The organism is Gemmatimonadota bacterium (assembly GCA_016719105.1).
Taxonomy (GTDB): domain Bacteria; phylum Gemmatimonadota; class Gemmatimonadetes; order Gemmatimonadales; family Gemmatimonadaceae; genus SCN-70-22.
The window spans coordinates 302,584-322,186 of the sequence record JADKAQ010000001.1 but is presented as its reverse complement, the minus strand read 5'-3'; the positions used below and the strand labels follow the sequence as shown (position 1 = coordinate 322,186).

17 protein-coding genes are annotated in these 19,603 nt (G+C 70.4%); 3 read left to right on the top strand and 14 right to left on the bottom strand.

Going from position 1 to position 19,603, the window contains the following annotated elements:
* The first annotated feature begins 63 nt into the window (after nt 1–63).
* Together IPN47_01360 and IPN47_01355 are read left to right on the top strand one after the other, a co-directional pair.
* Nucleotides 64–669, top strand: coding sequence for a sulfite oxidase-like oxidoreductase (locus IPN47_01360; GenBank protein ID MBK9406696.1), 606 nt, complete (start codon nt 64–66; stop codon nt 667–669).
* A complete protein-coding gene (locus IPN47_01355) occupies nt 662–1,438 on the top strand; it encodes an oxidoreductase (GenBank protein MBK9406695.1) in 777 nt (258 codons plus the stop codon). Before IPN47_01360 ends, IPN47_01355 begins: the two co-directional genes overlap by 8 nt.
* Nucleotides 1,439–1,589: 151 nt before the next feature.
* On the opposite strand, the gene IPN47_01350 is transcribed toward IPN47_01355, so the two are convergent.
* The 5 genes from IPN47_01350 to IPN47_01330 all read right to left on the bottom strand — a co-directional run bounded on the left by IPN47_01350 (nt 1,590) and on the right by IPN47_01330 (nt 9,198).
* Nucleotides 1,590–2,117 (bottom strand): hypothetical protein, encoded by a 528-nt coding sequence (locus IPN47_01350; GenBank protein ID MBK9406694.1) that lies wholly within the window; start codon nt 2,115–2,117, stop codon nt 1,590–1,592.
* Between the two features lie 341 nt (nt 2,118–2,458).
* A complete protein-coding gene (locus IPN47_01345; protein ID MBK9406693.1) occupies nt 2,459–5,353 on the bottom strand; it encodes a S9 family peptidase in 2,895 nt (964 codons plus the stop codon).
* A 213-nt stretch (nt 5,354–5,566) separates the two neighbouring features.
* Nucleotides 5,567–7,636 (bottom strand): hypothetical protein, encoded by a 2,070-nt coding sequence (locus IPN47_01340; protein ID MBK9406692.1) that lies wholly within the window; start codon nt 7,634–7,636, stop codon nt 5,567–5,569.
* A gap of 42 nt (nt 7,637–7,678) precedes the next feature.
* Complete coding sequence (locus IPN47_01335; GenBank protein ID MBK9406691.1) at nt 7,679–8,542, bottom strand: hypothetical protein; 864 nt, start codon at nt 8,540–8,542, stop codon at nt 7,679–7,681.
* Nucleotides 8,542–9,198 (bottom strand): 1-acyl-sn-glycerol-3-phosphate acyltransferase, encoded by a 657-nt coding sequence (locus IPN47_01330; protein MBK9406690.1) that lies wholly within the window; start codon nt 9,196–9,198, stop codon nt 8,542–8,544. The genes IPN47_01335 and IPN47_01330 overlap by 1 nt, the downstream gene beginning before the upstream one ends.
* Before the next feature lie 285 nt (nt 9,199–9,483).
* Between IPN47_01330 and IPN47_01325 the strand changes: the two genes are divergently transcribed.
* Nucleotides 9,484–10,068, top strand: a complete 585-nt coding sequence (locus IPN47_01325) for a hypothetical protein (protein ID MBK9406689.1) — start codon at nt 9,484–9,486, stop codon at nt 10,066–10,068.
* Nucleotides 10,069–10,263: 195 nt separating this feature from the next.
* On the opposite strand, the gene infA is transcribed toward IPN47_01325, so the two are convergent.
* The 9 genes from infA to IPN47_01280 form a co-directional block, all read right to left on the bottom strand.
* Nucleotides 10,264–10,509, bottom strand: a complete 246-nt coding sequence (gene infA, locus IPN47_01320) for a translation initiation factor IF-1 (protein ID MBK9406688.1) — start codon at nt 10,507–10,509, stop codon at nt 10,264–10,266.
* A gap of 219 nt (nt 10,510–10,728) precedes the next feature.
* On the bottom strand, nt 10,729–12,126 hold the full coding sequence (locus tag IPN47_01315) for a M20/M25/M40 family metallo-hydrolase (GenBank protein ID MBK9406687.1): 1,398 nt from the start codon (nt 12,124–12,126) through the stop codon (nt 10,729–10,731).
* Between the two features lie 125 nt (nt 12,127–12,251).
* Nucleotides 12,252–12,725, bottom strand: coding sequence for a hypothetical protein (locus tag IPN47_01310; GenBank protein MBK9406686.1), 474 nt, complete (start codon nt 12,723–12,725; stop codon nt 12,252–12,254).
* 149 nt (nt 12,726–12,874) lie between these two features.
* Complete coding sequence (locus IPN47_01305) at nt 12,875–13,507, bottom strand: OmpW family protein (protein ID MBK9406685.1); 633 nt, start codon at nt 13,505–13,507, stop codon at nt 12,875–12,877.
* 159 nt (nt 13,508–13,666) lie between these two features.
* Nucleotides 13,667–14,860, bottom strand: a complete 1,194-nt coding sequence (locus tag IPN47_01300) for a P1 family peptidase (protein MBK9406684.1) — start codon at nt 14,858–14,860, stop codon at nt 13,667–13,669.
* Between the two features lie 11 nt (nt 14,861–14,871).
* On the bottom strand, nt 14,872–15,777 hold the full coding sequence (locus IPN47_01295; GenBank protein ID MBK9406683.1) for a zinc metallopeptidase: 906 nt from the start codon (nt 15,775–15,777) through the stop codon (nt 14,872–14,874).
* Between the two features lie 138 nt (nt 15,778–15,915).
* Nucleotides 15,916–17,121, bottom strand: a complete 1,206-nt coding sequence (locus IPN47_01290; GenBank protein ID MBK9406682.1) for an aminotransferase class I/II-fold pyridoxal phosphate-dependent enzyme — start codon at nt 17,119–17,121, stop codon at nt 15,916–15,918.
* Nucleotides 17,122–17,297: 176 nt separating this feature from the next.
* Nucleotides 17,298–18,794 carry a DUF4118 domain-containing protein gene (locus IPN47_01285; protein ID MBK9406681.1) on the bottom strand — a complete coding sequence of 499 codons (1,497 nt, stop codon included), beginning with the start codon at nt 18,792–18,794 and terminating at the stop codon, nt 17,298–17,300.
* Between the two features lie 27 nt (nt 18,795–18,821).
* On the bottom strand, nt 18,822–19,565 hold the full coding sequence (locus IPN47_01280) for a response regulator transcription factor (protein MBK9406680.1): 744 nt from the start codon (nt 19,563–19,565) through the stop codon (nt 18,822–18,824).
* Between the last annotated feature and the right edge of the window lie 38 nt (nt 19,566–19,603).

Genomic DNA, 19,603 nt, shown 5'->3' with positions numbered 1-19,603 from the left:
CGCACCGCCCCGCGCTCATCATCCGCGGCACGCTTCCTCGGGCACTCACTGGAGCACTTCTCGATGGCCACCCGCGGCTTCGTTGGACGACGACCGGCGAGCGATCACGCCGACCGCGTTCCCCCTGGACAGCATCTCGTCCCCGATTTTCCCGTGCTCTCGGCGGGGCCGACGCCTCACGTCGCGACGGCGGACTGGTCGTTCACGCTCAAGGTGGGTCCCAGGCCGGTGCAGGTGTGGACGTGGGATGAGTTCAACGCGCTCCCTCGTTCGCGCTATACCCGCGACATCCATTGCGTCACCACCTGGTCCAAGCTGGACACACGATGGGAAGGGGTGCTGGTCGACGACATCCTCGCCGCGGCCGGCATTGCAGCTCCGACCGCCTACCTGCTCGCGCACTCGTACGACGGCTACTCGACCAACGTCCCGGTCGCCGACGTCATCGGTGGAAAGGCGATGGTGGCGACCCACTTCGACGACCGGCCTCTCGAGGCCGATCACGGCGGCCCCGCGCGCCTCGTCGTCCCGCACCTCTACTTCTGGAAGTCGGCCAAGTGGATCCACGGGCTGCAGTTCACCGCGCACGACGAGGCGGGCTTCTGGGAGCTGCGTGGCTATCACATGTACGGCGATCCGTGGCGCGAACAGCGCTTCACCCATGACTGACGGCGCCAGCACGACGGGCGAGCGCGCGCCGAGCGTCGCACGCGAGCCGTGGCAGCCGGCAACGATCACGGCGGTCAGTCGCCTGACGAGCCGGGTCGTGAGTGTCACGCTGCGACCGGAGCGATGGCGCCCCTTTCTCGCCGGGCAGCACGCGGACGTCCGCCTCACCGCGGAGGACGGATACCGCACGCACCGGAGCTACTCCATCGCGTCCCCCCCCGCGGCCGAGGGGACCCTCGAGTTGGTGATCGAGCTGCTGGGGGATGGCGAGGTCTCTCCCTTCTTCCACGAGGTCGCCGCCGCCGGCGACACGGTTGAGATTCGTGGTCCCTCCGCCTCGCACTTCGCCTGGCGCCCCGAGGAACCGGGGGCGGTGTTCCTTGCGGCTGGCGGCTCGGGGGTCGTGCCGTTCCTCTCGATGGTGCGCCAACGGGCGCACGTCACCGCACCATCACCGATGGCGCTCCTCTACTCGGCCCGCAGCTGGGAGGATGTCATCGCTGGGGAGGAGCTGCTGGCACACGAGCAGGCGCAACGGGGCCTCGTCGTCTCTTTCGCCCTCACGCGGCAGGCACCGCGCCGATCGTCCGACTTCGCCGCGCGGATCGACGCATCGATCGTTGCCGAGATGATGGCTCGCCTGGGCGAGCCGGTACGGCACGCGTTCGTGTGCGGTGCCCAGCGATTCGTGGGTTCGGTCGCCGACCTCCTGGTCGGGGCCGGCGTCCCGGCGCAGTCAATCCGCACCGAACGCTACGGCGGGAGCTGATCGACGACGTTCGCGCCCGGACATGGCGGGCGGCTCGCCTGACGAGTGCTGCGTTGGAACGAGCGCCGTGCGTTGCGCCGCCCGACCCGCGTTAGGCGACACGCTGAGCGCGTGGGGGCGCGGCGCGGCGCCGGCCCCCACGACTCGTGCGTCAGTCCACGATGCGACGTTCGATGGAGCGCTTGATCTCGTCGTCGATGACCGGCGACTGCAACAGGCATCGCACGCGTTCCAGGTGCGTCATCGCGAGGTCGTGGCGCTTCACCTTCTGCCACAGGATCGCCGCCTCGAAGGTCGCGCGCAGCTCCATGCTGGGATCGCCGAAGCGCGCCGCCTCCGCCGCGGTCTCCTCGAGCGTCCGGGCCGCGTCCATCGTCTTGCCTGTGAAGAGCTGCATCGCGGCGAGGCGCCAGAGCGCGGTGCCGGCGTACACGTTGGCCGATCGCTGCTCCTGCGCGAGGGTGCGGTAGATGCGCTTGGCCTGGGCATCACGCCCGTTGACGCTGGCATCGTCGGCCTCGGCGAGGAGGCGTTGCAGCTTGACCGTGTCCGGGGCCGGGCGGAGGGTGGCGGCGGCGGGGACACGGCCGAGGGCGACCATCGCCTGGTCGGCGTGCGCGGGAGCAGCGGCCACGGAAAGGGCGATCGCGCTGAACAGATAGCGGAAGGCAGGGCGCATGGCGGGAACCTCCATATAGGGAATCGTCGTCGCACGTCACCTTGCGTGCGCCGGCGTCGTATGCGGTCAGACGTCACGGCCGCGCGCCGGGATTCACCGCGGGGACGGAGCGCCGCCGGGGCGTGACAGGGAGCGACAGGCGACGACGTGCAGTGGCGCTGCCGTCGACGCGGGGCGTGGTGTACGTCCCTAACTCCCGGCAGTGGGCTTCCCGGCACCACGACGCGTGAAGGGCCGCCCCGAGGGACGGCCCTTCACGTCGTGCTGCGCCTCGTCACGCATGGCGAGCGGTTGGCCCGCACGCCGCCCCGCGGGGCTCGTCGGCCGGGGCCGCCACGGACTCAGGAGGCGATCTTGTCCTTCTTCTGCCGGCTCTTGAGGTGATCCTCCATCTTGAGGCGCGGGACCCCGTTCACCATCCAATCGGGGGCTGGGGCCCCCTTGAGGTAGTGGTCGAAGTACTCGCGCATGCGGATGGTGTAGTCCTTCTGGTTCTTCGGCAGCTGCAACCCGTGGTTCTCGCCCACGTACTGCAGCAGGATCACGTCCTTGTCGAGCTCGCGCAGGTGGTTGAACCAGGTGATCCCCTGGTTGAAGTCGACCGCGCCGTCCTTCTCGTTATGCAGGATCATCAGCTTGGTCTGCACCTGGTCGGCATGGAACGCCGGCGAGTTGCGGAGGTAGGCCTCCATGTTCTCCTGCACGCTTCCCTTGAAGCGCCCCTGCGAGCTCTCGAAGATCGCCATGTCGGCGGTCCCCGTGTTCCAGTAGATCGAGGCGTACATGCTCACCATGTCGGTGAGCGGGGCGCCGGTCACGATGCTCTTGAAGAGCGTCCCGGTCTGCGTGGCCAGGAACGACGACTGGTACCCGCCCCACGAGTGCCCGTGCAACCCGACGTTGGTCGGGTCGACGATCCCGGTCGCGATCGCCGCCTTCACGGCCGGCACCACGCACCACACCGATGACATCCCCGGGTCGTTGAGCTTGTAGACGATGTCGGGCTGCAGCACCGCGTACCCGCGCGACGTGTAGATGCTCGGGTTGAAGGCGCGCGTCTCGTTGGGCACGGCGTACTGGTGCAGCCCCTGCGACAGCTTCTCGTAGATGTAGACCACCGTGGGATACTGCTTGCCCGGCTCGTAGTTGGCCGGCAGGTACAGCGCCCCCTGCAGCGTGTCGCCCTTGTCGCTCACATAGTCCACCAGGCGCGCCCCCGACGACCAGGCGAACTCCTTCTGCTGCGGATTGGCCTCCGTGAGGCGGCGCGGCGACGCGAGCGTCTTCTCGCTCACCCAGTAGTCCGGGAAGTCCTTCACCGTCTGCCGCGTGAAGACCCACGTCTCCGCATCGCGGGCGCGAGAGACGAAGTACTTGGCGTCGTCCCACAGCAGCGACTGCGCCCCCGCTCTGGCCGGCGTGACCACCGACAGCCCTTCCTTCTTGGTCCACTCGCCGTACGTCTGCAGGTACATGGGGCGCGCGAGGTCGATCCCCTTCTCCTTCGGGTTGAAGACGAGACGGCGCGTGTAGCGGATGCGGTCCTTCTTCCCGTTGCCGGTCAGGTTCACCAGCGCCCCGCCGCGCACCGGCGCCTTCCACACGTCCCAGTTGTCGAACAGGAGCACGTGCTGGTTGTCGCTCGCCCAGCCTAACGGCTGTACTGGCGGGCGGTCGACGTTGTGGTCATCCTCGGTGTCGACGAACGTCGTCGGGGCCCCCGCCGTCAGGTTGCGCGTCGCCTTGGCCACCAGGTCGTACACGTGGTAGTGGCCGTCGTCGTAGTAAAGCGCCTTGGCACCATCCGGCGACGGCTGCCAGTTCCAGCGCGCACTCTTCACCGCCAGCGTCCGCGCCCCCGTCGTGAGGTCGATGACGTAGAGGTCGCGCCGCTGACCGCCATCGATCGCATCGCGACGCTCGTAGGCCCGGCGATCGCTCCCCACGGCGAAGCGCTCGCGCGGGGTGAGCGTCACGTCGCGGACCTCATCGTCGGCGAGCCGGATGAACTTCCGCTCCGTCACGCGATACTCGGCGAGGTACGAAAACGTCTTGTCGCGCTGCTCCTCGACCTGCTGCTGCGATTGCAGCCGCGGGTCGCCCTTGCCATGCCAGATCACCAGCGAGGGGAGGTCGTCGTCGGTTCCACCGACCCCCGCCGGAGTCTGCATCGCCCCGGGGACCCCCGCCACCGGGCGCACGTCGGGGCGCGGCGTCTTGGAGTCAGGGCCGGTGCGACGCGTGGCAATCCCGAAGAAGAGCGCCGAGCGATCGGTCGCCCAGCGCGGGGCCCGATCGGGCGAGATCCGCATCCCCAGCGGAAAGCCGGTTGAGTCGGACGCCGCCGCATACGTCACCTTGCTCGGCGCCGCGACCGTGGCGTTAGGCCACCCCACCACCGCGTACGCCGTGTCGCTGGCGGCGCTGTCCGGCCGCCCGCGCAGTGCCGAGAGCGCGAGCCCACTGTCGCTCCACGCCAGGCGGCGGTAGAGCGCCTTCTCGCTGTCGAGCGTGCGCACGACGTCGGTTGCCAGATTCCGCAGCTGCAGGCCGTTGCCGACGAGGTCCTTCGTCTCGCTCGACCACGCGAGCCAGGTGCCGCTGTCGTCGAGTGCAAACTCACCGACCCCTCCCACGGTGCTCAGCGTCCCGCTGCGCAAGTCGGCCAGGATCATCTCGGCGGCGTTGGTGCCCTCCGCGTTATAGCGATGCATCACGACCCAGCTCGGACGCTCGCCGGCGAAGGTCGCGCGACGCACCTTCTCGAAGTCGCGCTTCTCACCAGTGGCGAGGTTCACCAGCACGGCGCCGTTCTGCAGCGGCTTCTTGTCCTTGCGGAGCTTCTTGGCCTCGACCGACTTGGGATACGTGGTGAACAGCGCCCACTTCCCGTCACCCGAGATCGCGAGCGGCGGCTCCCCTACCGCTCCGAAGCCGGCCGCTGCCGGTGGTTCGCCGATGGGGAAGCGCCACTCCTTGCCCCCGTCGGCGGTGGGGCGAATGATGACCTCGGCGTCTCCCTCGTTAGGGGCGAGCACGTAGGCGAACCACTTGCCGTCGAAGGAGGTGGTCGCGTTGCGAATCGTCTTCCAGAACGCGACGTCGGACGGGTCGAGCTCCCGCAATGGGCCGCGGGCGCCCGACGCCGCGGACGTCGTGGGCGTCCCCTGCGCGCGCGCGGCGACCGGCGAGAGGAAGGCGGAAGCGCCGGCCAGCAGCGCGACGACACGCGGCATCACCGCGCGACGGGAACGAGCGTACCACATGTGACCACCCCGGTTGGCATGACGACCAGCGATCGCCGGCGCCGATGACCTGGCGTCGGGGGCGCGCGCCCTGCCGCGCGCCCAACGGGCCCGGAGAAGTTGACGAGCGACTCGCGGAAGGACCAGAGCGAAGGGCGACAAACGACGGATGCCGGATGTCCGCCGGCCGGGGGACGACGCCGGCTAGCGCCGCCCCGCCTGGCGAATCGTCCGTCCGATCCCCTCCGCCTCGAGCGCGTCGGCCCAGAACGGCGAGTTGTTGTTGTCCCAGTTCACCAACCAATTGTACGTCAGGTTGGCCTCGCGGAGGGCCGCGGCACGACGCGCATCCGAGCGTGGCGCGCGTGCGAGGAAGTCGGCATAGCCCTTGATCGCGTGATACATCTCGAATCCGTCGCGAAAGTGCCGCCCGATGGCGCGCGTTTCGTCGTCGGCGCTCCATGGAAGAATCGGGTTGAAGCCGCGGTACACCGTGTCGCCGACCGAACGCAGCCGCCAGTTGAGCGAACGGTACCAGACCTTGTCGTTCCCCCAGAACAACTTCCCGTTCTGGGCGCGCATGTAGCGCGCGAAGGCGAGTCGACCGGCGAGCGTGCTGTCGGCCGCGAGCGGTTGGACGCGTCGCCACGCCGTGGCCTTCGTCGACTCGCGTGGCCCCAAGGCCGCAGCGCCGGCGCCCCACGCCCCGAGCGCCGCGAGACGCGTGGCCGTGGTGCGCCGCGCCTCGAGCGCGAGCGCGGGGTTGCCGCCACGCGCGAGCGACGCCAGCACCGAATCGGGGGCGAGGACTCGGACCAGGTACTGACGCGCCGACGGGTCGATGCCCGGGGCATCCAGGGCATCGCGCCAGCGCCGCGCCGCGAGCAGCAGCTGGATCCGCATCGGGGCAACGAGCGAATCGCTCGCCAACGAATCGCGGCCGAGCGAGTCGGCCTGCGCGATCGCCTCGGCGACGCGCCCCGCACGCACCAGGGCGACCAGCCGCAACACGCCGCCCAGCGGGGTCAACGCCGCCGCGGGGGCGCGGAGTGCGGCGGGCGGCAATCGCAGCGCATTGGTCGAATCACGGGCCGCGTGCCACATGAGTCGGTCGCGCGTCGCGAGCGCCCACGGCGCGCTCGCGGTCGCGGCGCGATCCCATTCGCGTCGCCAGCGTTCGCCGTCGATGCGGACTTCACCCAGCAGGGCGGCGCGCAGCACGTCGTCGATCCGCGGGTCGTCCAGCGACGGGGGGTACATCGACTGCCGCAGGAGGTAGCGCATCTCGTCGAGGGCGCGCGGCGGGTGTGCACCATACATCGCGAGGGCGGTGTTCCAGGCCGTCGCCGTGTCGCCCGCCAGGAAGGCCAGGCGGAGGCGCGAGAGCGTGACCCACGGGGCGAGCGGGTGCTGGGGAAAGCGCCGCATCCATGCGTCGTGCATCGCCGAGAAGTCACGCCAGCGCTCCGCGGGGACGGAGTCGCGAATGTCGTGCGCCCATCCGTCGGGGATCCCGCGCTTCATCGCCAGCTGCAATGCGACGAACTGCAGCGAACCGGCGCGCGCCGACTGCGGGTGGGCCTCGCCCCACGCGGGGAGCGAGTCGCGGGCGAGGGCGCGCACCGTGAGCGCCTCCTGCGCCACGGCGGGGAGCGCGCGCGTGTCCGGCGCCGGCAGCGAGTCGGCCGAATACAATCGTTGCACGACCGCCGGCCTCAGGGCCGACGCTCCTCCCGGAGCCGCCAGCAGTTCCAGTGCCTCCACCGCGCGACGCACCGACGGTTGATACTCGTCGGCCACCACCGCCGGGAGGTCGAGCGCGGCGTCGACCAGGGCGCGAGCGGTGCGCGACAGCTCGCGCGCGTCGCCACCTCCCCCCGCGCGCTCGAACGCCGCGACCGGCCCTTCGAGCGACAGCGCCTCCAACGTGTCGAGTTTCGCGGGACGATTCCAGGCACCGTCGGCGTAGGCATGCGACCACATCGCGCTCGCGCGCGGCGTGCCCGCCGCGAGAAACGGATAGAGGAAGCGCAACTCGGCGCGAGGACGGAAGTCGAAGTCATCGACGACCTCGACCGCCTGCAGATGCGCGTCGGCGGTGAGGAGCGGCGCGTCGATCTCGTAGAACTCCGGTCCGCCACACGGATAGACCGGCACGGCGAGGGCGACCAGGAGGCACGTCGTGCGCGCAGCGAGCGCCCGCGCGGCGAGCCATCGTCGTCCGGGCGCGCGATGCGGCGACGCAGAGGACGTCGACTGGGGAACGCGGGGCATGGGACTCACGGGGTGCAGCCTCGTCATGCAGTGCCTGGGTCGTCAGCGGTGCAGGTACGTGCGGTACGCCGCGCCGCCGGGGAAGATCCACGCGCCGCGATACCAGCGCGAGCCCTCCGCCCGGGGGAGCACGTCGAACCAGGCGCGGTGCGTCGTCGGGCCACTCGTCAGGCGCCGTTCGAACGCCCCAACCCCCAGCTGGAACGGCATCGCCGCCCGCTCCGCGCGCGCGAGCAGCTCGCGCTCCCGCGCGATGGTGTGCCGCTCACCGGTGTCGAAGAGCTGGATGATGTGGCCATCGACCAGCGGGCGGAAGCGGGCGCCGTAGCCCGGGTCGGCCAGGTGCGCCACGAGCGAGGTGATCCAAAGTGGGTGATCGTGCAGGACCCCGCCCGGTCGGCGAAGGCGCGCGATGAGCGCCGCATACTCGGCGAGTCGCGCCACCGGCGCGTCGTGGTCGAGTTGCACGGGGCGCGCCCCGCCGCCGCGCTCCGCCAGCTGCAGCAGGCGGGCGATGCGGGGCTCGAGGCGCGCCGCGAGGGTGTCCGGGGACTCCGTTCCCCACCAGGTCGAGAACGAGTCGTCGAGGCGGATCACGACCGACGCGTCCGCCCCGACGCTGGCGTCGAGCGGGCGCCCGAGGGCGGTCACCAGCGAGTCGCCGCGCCGCGAGAGCGTGGCCAGCCAGACGCCGGCGCGCAGCGCCGGGAACTCCCTCCGCGACGCGACCAGGAGCGACGAATCGCGCGCGCTCCACACCCATTGGCCCAGGGTGGCGCCCTGCGCCGGGATGGCCGGTCGGGGATCGCGGCAACCGAGGAGCCCCGCCAGCAGCAACCCCGCCCCGCGGCACCGCCGGCGCGCGCCGCCCGCGCCAGCCGTCAGCCGCAGGCGGCGCCCGGCCACTAGAACTGGTCCGGGATCCGCGCGGTGATGCCGTCGAAGAGCGCCTTGATGCGCACGATGTCGCGCTCCCACGCCCCCGTCGGGGTGAACGGCGCACCAAGGATCACGCGCGACAGGCGATAGTCCAGCGCCACCGGGATCACGGGGACGTTCGCGCGCATCGCGATGCGATAGAAGCCGCTCTTCCACTCGGCGACCTTCTTGCGCGTCCCCTCGGGTGCGATCGCCAGGTACATCTGCGGGCGCTTGGCAAACTCCTCGGCGAACAGGTCGACCACCTGCGTCGCCGACTTGCTCTCGCGATGAATCGGGATCCCGCCAAAGCGCCGGAACAGTCCCCCGAATGGCCAGGCGAAGATCGTGTGCTTCCCGAACCAGTTGCAATGCAGGTCGAGGGCGAGGTACGCCCAGAAGCCGGCGATGAAGTCCCAGTTGGACGTGTGCGGGGCGACGATGATCACCCCCTTGGGCAGGTCGGGGAAGTTGCCGATGACCTTCCAGCCGAAGAGGCGGAGTCCCACGCGCCCGATGAGGCACGTCACGGAGCTGCCGCGCCTCGGGATGCTGGCGGGGAGCGTGGGCAGCAGGGGGGTCCCAGGTGCCTCGCGTTCGGCGATGTCGATGAGGGGGGGAGCGGGGGCGTCTGAGGCGTCCATTCGTCGGGCGGAAGGCGGGGCGAGGCAAGGCCTCGAGGTTCGGCGACGCGCACCAGCGGTTGTAAAGTAGCCCACGGCGACGCCACTTTCACGCATGCCGTCTTCCGATCGTCGCGACCTGCGATGCGCACACCACACCGCCCCGCTCGGGTGCACCCTGCCCGATGCGCGTCAGCGCACGATGCCAGCGGCGCGCAAGCGCACTATGCCAGCGGCGCGCCGGAGCCCCGGCCGGCGCCCGGCGCCCGCGCGAGCAGGCACCACGTTCGTTAGGCGGTGGTCGGAATGAGCCGCGACGGGACGCCATGGCGCGACCGCCTCGCCCGGCGCTGGCTGCTCTACTTCCTGGTCGCCATCGCGACGGGCGGGATCGTCCTCCTCCGGCAGCAAGCGCGCCGTGCCGACGCGGGGCGAACGGCGACGCTCGTGGCGGCCGCGCCGCTGGGCGGCGACCTGCACCTCACCCTCGAGGGCGGGCGGCGCTACCGCGTGGAGGTCGTCGGCGACCGCGCACGACTGGCGCGCCTCCCCCTCGACCGCGCGCGCGTCATCGACATCAACTCGCGCGCCGCCACGCCCATCGCCGCGTCGCCCACGGGACAGCCGGCGCGCGACGTCGGCAACGATCGCATCCGGCAGACGCTCGGAACCGTCGTGGCCCCAAACGACGGGGAGTTCCTCGTGCGGCTCGAAACGACCGCGGCGATAGATGGCGTGGCGATCGACTCGCTCCTCGTGTCGCAGTTGCCCACGGGACGCGCGCTTTCGCAGTCGTTCGGAATGCTGGCGCTGGGCGGCCTGGTCTTCCTCGTCGTACTCGCGATCGGCGGTTTGCTCGGACGATCGGTGCTCGACGCCGACGCGACCTGACCGGGTCATGAACCGAGACGCGGGCCCGCCGACGGGGCGGCCGGCGCGCGCCACAAACGCGGGACATGTCGAGAGTGATCGTAGCGCGCCGGGCGCCGGTGCGAGCGCACGAACGCAAGAAGGCACGAAAGCGCGCGACACCCGATCGCCCGGCCGCACGTCGGGGCGGCCGGTGCGGGGAGCGACGCGTCGGATCTAGCCGCCGCTCGGCTGGGCGCGGCCCGTGTTGTAGCGGAAGGTGATGCGGCCGCGCGCGAGGTCGTAGGGCGACACCTCCAGCCGCACCGCGTCGCCCGCGAGAATGCGGATGCGGTGCTGGCGCAGCTTCCCGCCTAACGTGGCGAGCACATCGTGCCCCCCGGTGATCGTGACGCGAAACGTCGCGTTGGGGAGCACTTCCGATACGGTCCCTTCGAGTTCGATCGCTTCCTGCTTGGCCATCCACACCTCGCAATTGCGGCGAACCGGCGGCCAAGGCCGGGGCACACTCCTCCCGGACGACCCGTCGCCTGGATCACTGAAAACGGGCGCGACCGAAGTCGCGCCCGAAATCGGAACGCTTGAAACTGTGGACGACTTTCAGGGCGTGCAAGGGAGTCGAAATCCCCCAAGCGGTGGTGTGCTCCCCGACGTCAGCGCCCCGACGTCAGCGCCCCGACGTCAGCGCCCCGCCGGACGCAGGCGCTCAGGCATGTCGGCCACGATGTACGTCATCACCGCCAACGTCGCCACGCACTGCGCCACCTCGCGAGGGTCGAGCTTGTCCACCGTGTCGGCATCGGTGTGGTGGAACCAGAAGTAGCGCGAGTCATCCACGTTGAGCCCCATCCCGGGAACGCCGAGCGCCATGATGGGCCCGATGTCGGCGCCACCGCCCCCCTTGGTGATCTGCCCCGCCCCGATCGGGTCGAGCAGCTTGCCGATGTCGCGAAGCGTGGCGAAGGCGGCGTCGGGTCCCGTGAAGCCGAAGCCCAGCGGCTTGAAGACGCCGCCGTCGGACTCGATCGCCAGCAGGTGGTTGTCCAGCTCCGCCTTGTGCGCATCGCGATAGGCGTTGCCACCGCGCATGCCGTTCTCCTCGTTGGTCCACCCCACCACGCGGATGGTGCGCTTGGGTGTGAGGCCGAGCCGCTTGAGGACGCGCAACGCCTCCCACGCCGCCACCACGCCGCCGGCGTCGTCCATCGCACCACGCCCCACGTCCCACGAGTCGATGTGACCGCCCATGACGATGACTTCGTCAGGGAACTGCGACCCGCGGATCTCCCCCATCACGTTGCGCGACTGCACGTCGGGGAGCGTCTGCGCCGACATCGTGAGCTTCACGACGACCTTCTCTCCGCGCGCCACCATGCGCGCGATCATGTCCGCATCCTCGGGGGCGAGGGCGGCGTGCGGGATCTTTCGCACGGTCGTGTCGTAGGCCATCGACCCGGTGTGCGGGGTGCGCATGGAGTACGGCGTCACCGAGCGAATGAGCGACGCGAGCGCGCCGGCCTTGGCCGCCGCTATCGCCCCCTGCCGGCGGTAGGCGCCGGTCTCCCCGTAGTTGGTCCACGGGAAAGTGAAGAGGACGATCTTTCCCTTGGCCTCGCTGGCGCGCTTCTCCAGATCGGCGAACGAAGAGGCGACCATCACCTCGGCGGTGATCCCCGACGCGGGGGTCCCGATGCTCCCACCCAGCCCCAGCATCGGGAGCGGTGCCCGGCGCGGCAGGATCATCTCGGCCGACTCTTCGCCACGCACCCAGCGCGGCACCATCACCGGCTCGCCCTTCACGTTGTCCAGCCCATCCTCCTTCATCCGGGCGATGATCCAGTCGATCGCCCGCTCCAGCTGCGGCGACCCGCTCAGCCGGTGGCCGTGCGTCTCGGTCAGAAGGGCGACGCGGTTCCACGCCGCGCTGTCGCGCATCGACTCCGCGATGATGCGATCGGCGACGGCCTTGTAGCGGGAAGCGACGGACTGCGCCGGCAGCGGCAGGGCGACGAGGGCCACGGCGCACGCCGCGGCGAGCACGCGGTGGTGCCGGCGCGCGGAGAAACGGACGATCGGCATGACGGAACGGGGTGCGGGGGCGTGATGGCCAGGGAGAACCCGCGCGCGATGCGCGACGCCTCGGGAGTCGGGCCGTCGAGGCGCGACTCCACAGGAACGGGCGAGCGCGCCAATTCGCTGTGCGACTAGAATACCACGCCGAGCGTCGCGACGGAGCGGTCGAGCGGCTCGTGGCGCCGCAGCTGGCCGAAGAGCCCCAGGCCGCCAAGCTGCAGGCGCACCCCGGCCCCGTACGAGAGGCCGCGCTCCTCCCCGCCCTTCCCCCAGTCGTAGATCCCGTACCCCGCCATCGCATACGGCTGGATCACCGGCAGCCGCAACGGCACGACAGCGCTGGCGATCACGTTGCGGCGCCCCTCGCGAAAGTCGCCACCCGCGAAGGTCACGTCGCCGCGCAGCGCCACCGGGAAGAGCGGAAGGTCGAGCTGCACTGCCCCATGTGCGTCGAGATTGCGCGGCGAGAACGAGATCGAGTCCTTGTACACCGTGCGACCGGCGCCTAACCAGAGCGAGATCGCGCGCGATTGCGCGTGCGCGGCGGCGGGAAAGGCGGCGCACATCAACAGCGGCAGCAACAGCCAGCGACGGGTCCTCGGCATGTGGGCTCCGGGGGGAGGAGGTGACCCGCGTTCATACCCCGCGCCGCGATGGACGATCGCGCCAACGAGGAGAGGGGCGACACGGCGCGCGGTATCGCGCGTGTCGCCCCTCAAGCTAGCCCGTCTGGTCGGCCGTGGCCGACGGTCGGCTAGAAGCGGATCCCGAAGCCGACGCTCACCAGGAACGGATCGACCTTCACCGCCGAGACCTTGCTGCCACCGGTCAGGACGTCGGAGCCGATCGTCACCTTCTTGATGTCGATGTTGAGGAAGTGCTTCGGCCCGACCTTGATGTCGGCACCCAGCTGCCCGACCACACCAACGCTCGAGTCCTCGAGGTCCAGCGCGCCAACGCCCGGAACCGCCAGCTGCACATCGGAGATCAGCGTCAGGTTCGCGCCGGCGCCGACGTACGGACGGAAGGTCGCATCCGGGAGGAAGTGGTACTGCAGCAGCAGCGACGGCGGGAGGTGCTTGAACGTCCCGATCTTCGTCCCCGACAGTTCGACGTCATGCTGCTGCGGATACGTGAGCACGAGCTCCGCGGCGATGTTCTTCGTGAAGAAGTACGAGATGTCGATTTCCGGGAAGATCTTGCTGCTGACCGTGATGGCATCGGTCGGCACCGAGAGCGACGGGATCGCGTCCGACTTGTCGGCCGGCGTGAGCGAGAGGGCGCGAAGGCGCACGAGGAACTTCCCTTCGGCCGGCTGCTGCGCGGCAGAGGGGGCGGCGGCGAGCGCCAGGGCGCCGAGCAAGGCTACGACGTAGCGGGATTTCATGAATGCTCCAGAGGTGAAAGGGTTCGAAGCATTTCATGAATACGACGACACCCCACCCGGACGGGTGGGGTGATGCCAGCCAATTGTGTGGGAGTGGCCGCCGCGCCGAGTCAGGTGCAATGCCGCTTGCGAGACCGCGACGCGCCGACAGGTGAGGCGCTACCGTCCGGCGACCCCGTACTTCCTCAGGATTTCCTTTACGCGATCGAGCGGGAGCGCCTCGACCGTGCGACCGTTGCTCGTGACGGTGATCGCGGCGAACAGCGAGTTGTAGATCGACTCCTCCGTCGCTTCCACCACGCCCTGAAAGAGCGCCGACATCGCGTCGTTGGCGAGGTCGTCCAGCTTGCGAACGTTGCTCCCCCCCGCCGGCCCCCCTGAGGGCGAGAGCTGGCGCCGCACGCCGGTCGCCGTCGAGAACGCCAGGACGTAGTCCCCGCTCCCGTTCGACGCCGCCGACCCGGTGCGTGACAATCCCATAATCGCCCGTGCGGCCAAGCGCTCGAGGTTGCGGTCCGAGAGCGGCGCGTCCGTGGCCACTACCATCATGATCGAGCCGTCGCCGCGCTCGGCGTCGACGTCGCCCTTGAAGGAAAAGCGCCCGAGTTCCTTCCCCACCGGTGCCCCCATCACCTGCAGCACACCGCCGAAGTTCGACTGCACGAGGACGCCCACCGTGTAGCCGCCTAACGTCGCGGGCAGCACGCGCGACGACGTCCCGATCCCTCCCTTCCACCCGAAGGCGATCGTTCCGGCGCCAGCACCCACCGCCCCCTCGGCCACCGCGCCGCCGCTCGCCGACTCCAGCGCCTGCCGCACGTGCTCGGGGCGAATGGCCCGCTCGCGAATCGCGTTCAGCCCACCGTCGTTCGTCTCACCCACCACCGGGTTGATCGAGCCCACCCCCTCCATCCCAGGTTTCGCCAGCATCCACTCTGCCATGGCGTCGGCCGCCTTCCACACGCACAACGTGCACGTGAGCAGGATCGGCGTCTCCAGCTCGCCCAGTTCACGCAGCTGGGAGACGCCGAGCAACTTGCCGAAGCCGTTGCCGACGTGGAGCGCGGCCGGGACGCGGTCGAGGAACGGATTGCCGTCGTGCGGCAGGATCGCCGTCACCCCCGTGCGCACGCGGTCTCCCTCCACGACGGTCACCTGCCCGACACGCACCCCCGCAACGTCGGTGATCGCGTTCTGCACGCCGGGGCGGAAGATCCCCGGTGCCACGCCAAGGTCGCGGGCGCGCGCACGCGCCGCAGGAGCGGAAGGTGGAGTCTGTGCGTCCATGCGCGGCGCGAGCAGAAGGGAGAGCGCGCCGCCTAACGCCAGCGCACGACGAGATGAAGGGCGCATCACACGCCGGGTCAGCGAGAGAAGGTGTCGCAGCGGCGCGCGTCGCCGCCGTCGAAGCCGCGGCGAAACCACTCCATGCGCTGTGCCGACGACCCGTGCGTCCACGACTCGGGGCTCACCCGCCCGGTCGCCATCTTCTGCAGGCGATCGTCGCCGACCGCCGACGCTGCACCGAGTCCCTCTTCCACGTCACCCGCTTCGAGGATCCCCTGCCGCGCCGCCGTCGCGGCCCAGACCCCCGCATAACAGTCGGCCTGCAGTTCGAGGCGCACCGACAGTGCGTTCCCCTCCGACTCGCTGGCGCGCTGCTGGGCGCGATGCACCTTGCCGCTGGTGCCGAGGATGTTCTGCACGTGGTGCCCGATCTCGTGCGCGAGCACATACGCCTGGGCAAAGTCGCCCGGGGCCTTGAAGCGATCGCGCAGCTCCTGAAAGAAGGCAAGGTCGATGTAGACCTTCTCGTCGCCCGGGCAGTAGAAGGGCCCCGTCGCCGACTGGCCATAGCCGCACGCCGTCTCCGTGGCGTCGCGGAAGAGCACGAGCTTGGCGTCGCGATACTCCGCGCCGAGTTCGGGGAGCACGCGCGACCACATGCTCTGCGTGCTGTCGAGCACCGCGGAGACCATGAGGACGAGCGGTTCCTCCTGCGGATCGTTGATCGGCGCCGCCTCGGCCGACGGCGCCGGCTGCACCGCGGTCGCACCGCCGCCGGCCAGTCCGAGGAAGTCCTGCTTGAAGACCGCGCTCAGGATGAGGAGGATGACGATGCCGCCAAGGCCCAGCTTCCCGCCGCCGAAGCCGCGTCCACCGCCGCCCAGGCCACCACCACCACCAAAGCCACCCCCACCACCGCCGCCGCTCGACGCCCCACGACGATCCTCGAGGTTCTCGCTGCGTCCACGCGGGTTGATACGCATCCCTTGCTCCTGGTTCAGGTCTGGCTGTTGAGGCAGTGTGACGGCGACGGTGCGGCGCCGACGGGCGCGTCCCCCTCAGAGGGGGCGAGCGGGGTGCTCACCCCGCGCACGGGGGGGGGACCCCATTCGAGCAGGATACTACCCCGTGCGATCGGGGGCGGACGCTCCCTCGTCGCGCATCCGGGCGAGGACTCGCCCCGCGCGCTGCGCGGCGTCCGCCAGCCGCGCCGGCGGCACGATGAAGGAGATCCGGAAGAACCCCTCCCCGCCAGCACCAAAGCCCGAGCCGGGGAGGACGATCACCCCTTCGTCGTTCATGAGGCGATCGGCGAACGCCTTGCTCGGAATGCCCTCGGGGAGGGGGATCCACAGGTACATCGTCGCGGCGGGCGACGACACCGCGAACCCCGCCGCGCGAAAGGCCGCGACCGCCGCGTCGCGGCGCTCCTGGAAGATCGCCACGTTGCCCGGGACGAAGTCGCGCCAGCTCTCGATGGCCGCGACCCCTGCCGCCTGGATCCCCATGTACGTCCCGGTGTCGACGAAGGTCTTGACCTTGGCCAGCGCCCCGGCAATCTCCGGTTTGGCCACCGCCCAGCCGCACCGCCACCCGGTCATGTTGTACGTCTTCGACAGCGAGTGGAACTCGATCGCCACCTCGCGCGCCCCGTCCACCTCGAAGATGGACGGCGGCACGTAGCCATCGAAGGCGAGCTCGGAGTAGGCGTTGTCGTACACGAGCAGCACGTCGCGGTCGCGACAGAAGCGCACGACGCGCTCCAGGTAGTCGCGCGGGGCGATCGCGGTGGTCGGGTTGTTCGGGTAGTTGAGGTACACCACGCGCGTACGCGCGATCACCTCGGCGGGGAGTTCCTCGAGCTCCACGAGGAAGTTGGTACGCGGCCGCAACGGATACACGTGCGGTGTGGCGTCGCTCAGCAGCGTCCCGCCCTGGTACGCCTGATACGCGGGCTCCGGAATCACGGCGACATCGCCGCGCCCGAGATAGGCGAAAGCGATGTGCGCCAGCCCTTCCTTGGACCCCAGGAGCGGGACGACCTCGGTCATCGGGTTGAACGTCGTCCCGAAGCGCTGCGCCATCCACGCCACGATCGCCTCGCGGAAGGGGACGTGCCCGATCCCGAAGCCGTAGCGCCCGAACGACGGGACGGCCGCCGCGCGCTGGAGCGCATCGACTGCAGCTGGAGGCGCGGCCAGGTCGGCGTCGCCCGCGCCGAGGTCGATGACATCAACCCCCGCCTGCAGCAGTTCGCGCTTGCGCTGGGGGACGTGGGCGAGCGGATAGGCGGGCAACTGCCCGAATCGATCGGAGAATCGAGGCACGCGACGGGAACGGTGAGTCGGTGGTCGGGCGGGACGCGAACTGCCCGGCAATCTAGCCCGCCAGCCGAGCCACGGCGCCACCGAAGGGTGCGCGACGCCGAGCATCGCGGCGCCGGATCCCCGGTCCGCTCCCCCGCACGCTCCCCCCCCGCTCGACTGCCCCCTCCCCCGACCGATCAGCTGGCCGGTTCGGGTTCGTCGAAGACCGGCTCGAAGCTCGCGTCGAGGGCGCGCAGCGTGAAGCGGAAGATGCTCCCCCCCTCGGCGCGCGGCTCGTGGCTGAGCCGCCCCCCCTGCGCCTCGGCGAGCATGCGCGCGACCGCCAGCCCCAGCCCAGCCCCCCCCACGTCGGCCAACCGGTGCTTGGCGCGAAAGAACGGGGCGAAGATGCGCTCGCGATCCTCCTCGGCCACCCCAGCCCCACGATCTCGCACCTCGATGACCAGTTCTCCCTCGCCGCGGCGTGCCACCAGCTCGATCGGCGCGTCGGAGGGCGAATACTTCGCCGCGTTCTCCAGCAGGTTTACGAGCACGCGCATGGAGGCGACGAAGTCGAACTGTCCCACCAGCGGGCCGTCGTCGTCGACGACCACGCGCTGCACGCGGCGATCGCCCAGCAGGGGAGCGAGCTGCCGCATGGCGGCCCCCACGAGGTCCTCCAGCGTGTTCACGTCGAGGGCGAGCGACATCTCCCCCGCCCGCGCCCGCGAGAGGTCGAGCAGGTCACCCACCATGCGCGACAGCCGGTCGGCCTCCTCCTCGATCTGCTGCGCGGCGCCGTCGCCGCGCCTGACGAGCGACGCGGCGAGCAGCTTGATGGTGGTGAGCGGCGTGCGCAGGTCGTGCGACACGGAGGCCAGCACCATGTCCTTCATCCGGTCGGCTTCGCGCAGCGCGTCGGCGTGGGACGCATCGGCCGCCAGCCGCATGCGGTCCAGCCCCAGCGCGGCGTACTGCGCCATGGCGCGCAACGTGGTGGCGCGCGTCCCGCGCAGCGACGACGTGGACACGCCCTCCACCCGCATGTCGCCGATCACGAGGCCATCGGCCTGCAGCGGGAAGTGCAGCGCCTCGGGTTGCACCTGGCGAGCGACGTCGTGCGGGGCCACCAGGACCGACGCCACCACCTCCCCACCATCGGCCCCGCTCCCCCGACGGATGATGCACCGCTCCGCCCCCAGCAGCTCGCACATCGCCACCGCCACGCGCTCCACCGCCGCCGCGGGACTCAAGGTCGACAACATCTCGGCCCCCAGGTCGGCCATGCGTTGCAGCTCGGTGCTGCGCTGCCGTGCCTCGGCCGCCTTGTACTGCGCCCGGGACAGCAGGCGGGTGGCCACCGCCGCCGTCACGAAGAACGAGATGAGGACGGTGAGGTCGTGCGGCTTGTTGAGCGAAAAGCGGCCAAACGGCGGCTGGAAGATCACGTCGATGGCGACGAAGCCCACGCCTGCCAGGAAGAAGCCCAGTCGCTCCCCGCCAATCGAACTCGCCAGCAGGATGAGTAGCAGCATCGGGAGGACGACGTGCACCTCGTCGACCGTCGTCCGGTACGGCGCCATCACGCTCACGAACAGGAGCAACGCCACCGTCCCGCCCAACCAGGAGGCCCGGCGCTCGAGGCGCGTGGTCCCCCGCTCCACCTCGAGGGAGTCCCGTGACGATCCGGCCATGCGCCGCCTCCCGATCCCCGCCCCGCCCTAGCGGGGAACCTCGAAACGGTAACCGACGCCGGGCTCGGTCACGATCAGCTGCGGCGACGACGGATCGGGCTCGATCTTCTTCCGCAGCGCCGTGATGAACACGCGCAGGTATTGCGAGGCGTTCCCGTGCGAGCGCGCCCACACCGCGTCGAACAGCTGGCGATGCGTGAGCGTGCGCCCGGCCTGGGTCGCCATGGTGCGCAGCAGCGACCACTCGAGCGGCGTCAGGTGCAACCGCTCGCCACCACGAAAGGCCCCGCGTCGATGGAAGTCGATCTCGATGTCCCCGGCGCGAATCACCGCCGGCAGGTCGCTCTCGACCACGGTCGCGCGCCGCAGGTGCGCCCGCACGCGGGCCACCAATTCGGCCGACCCAAAGGGCTTGGTGAGATAGTCATCGGCGCCGAGGTCGAGCATCCGCACCTTTTCCGCCTCGGAGTGCCGTGCCGAGAGCACCACGATGGGAACCTGGCTCCACGCGCGCAGTTCGCGGCAGACCACGTCCCCCGCCATGTCGGGGAGCCCGATGTCGAGGATGACGAGGTCGGGCATGCGAGAGGCCGCCAGCGCCAGCCCGTCGGCACCCGTGGGGGCGTCGAGGACACGAGCGCCACGCTCCTCGAGCACCTGCGCCAACGCCTTTCGAATCTGCGGCTCGTCGTCGATGATGAGCACCAACGCGTCCAACTGCTCGGTCGGAACGACGAAGCGCTGATGGCCAACGGGAATTGTCGTAGTCATGACTCCCATCCTGTCGCGCAAAGGCTGTGGCGAACGAT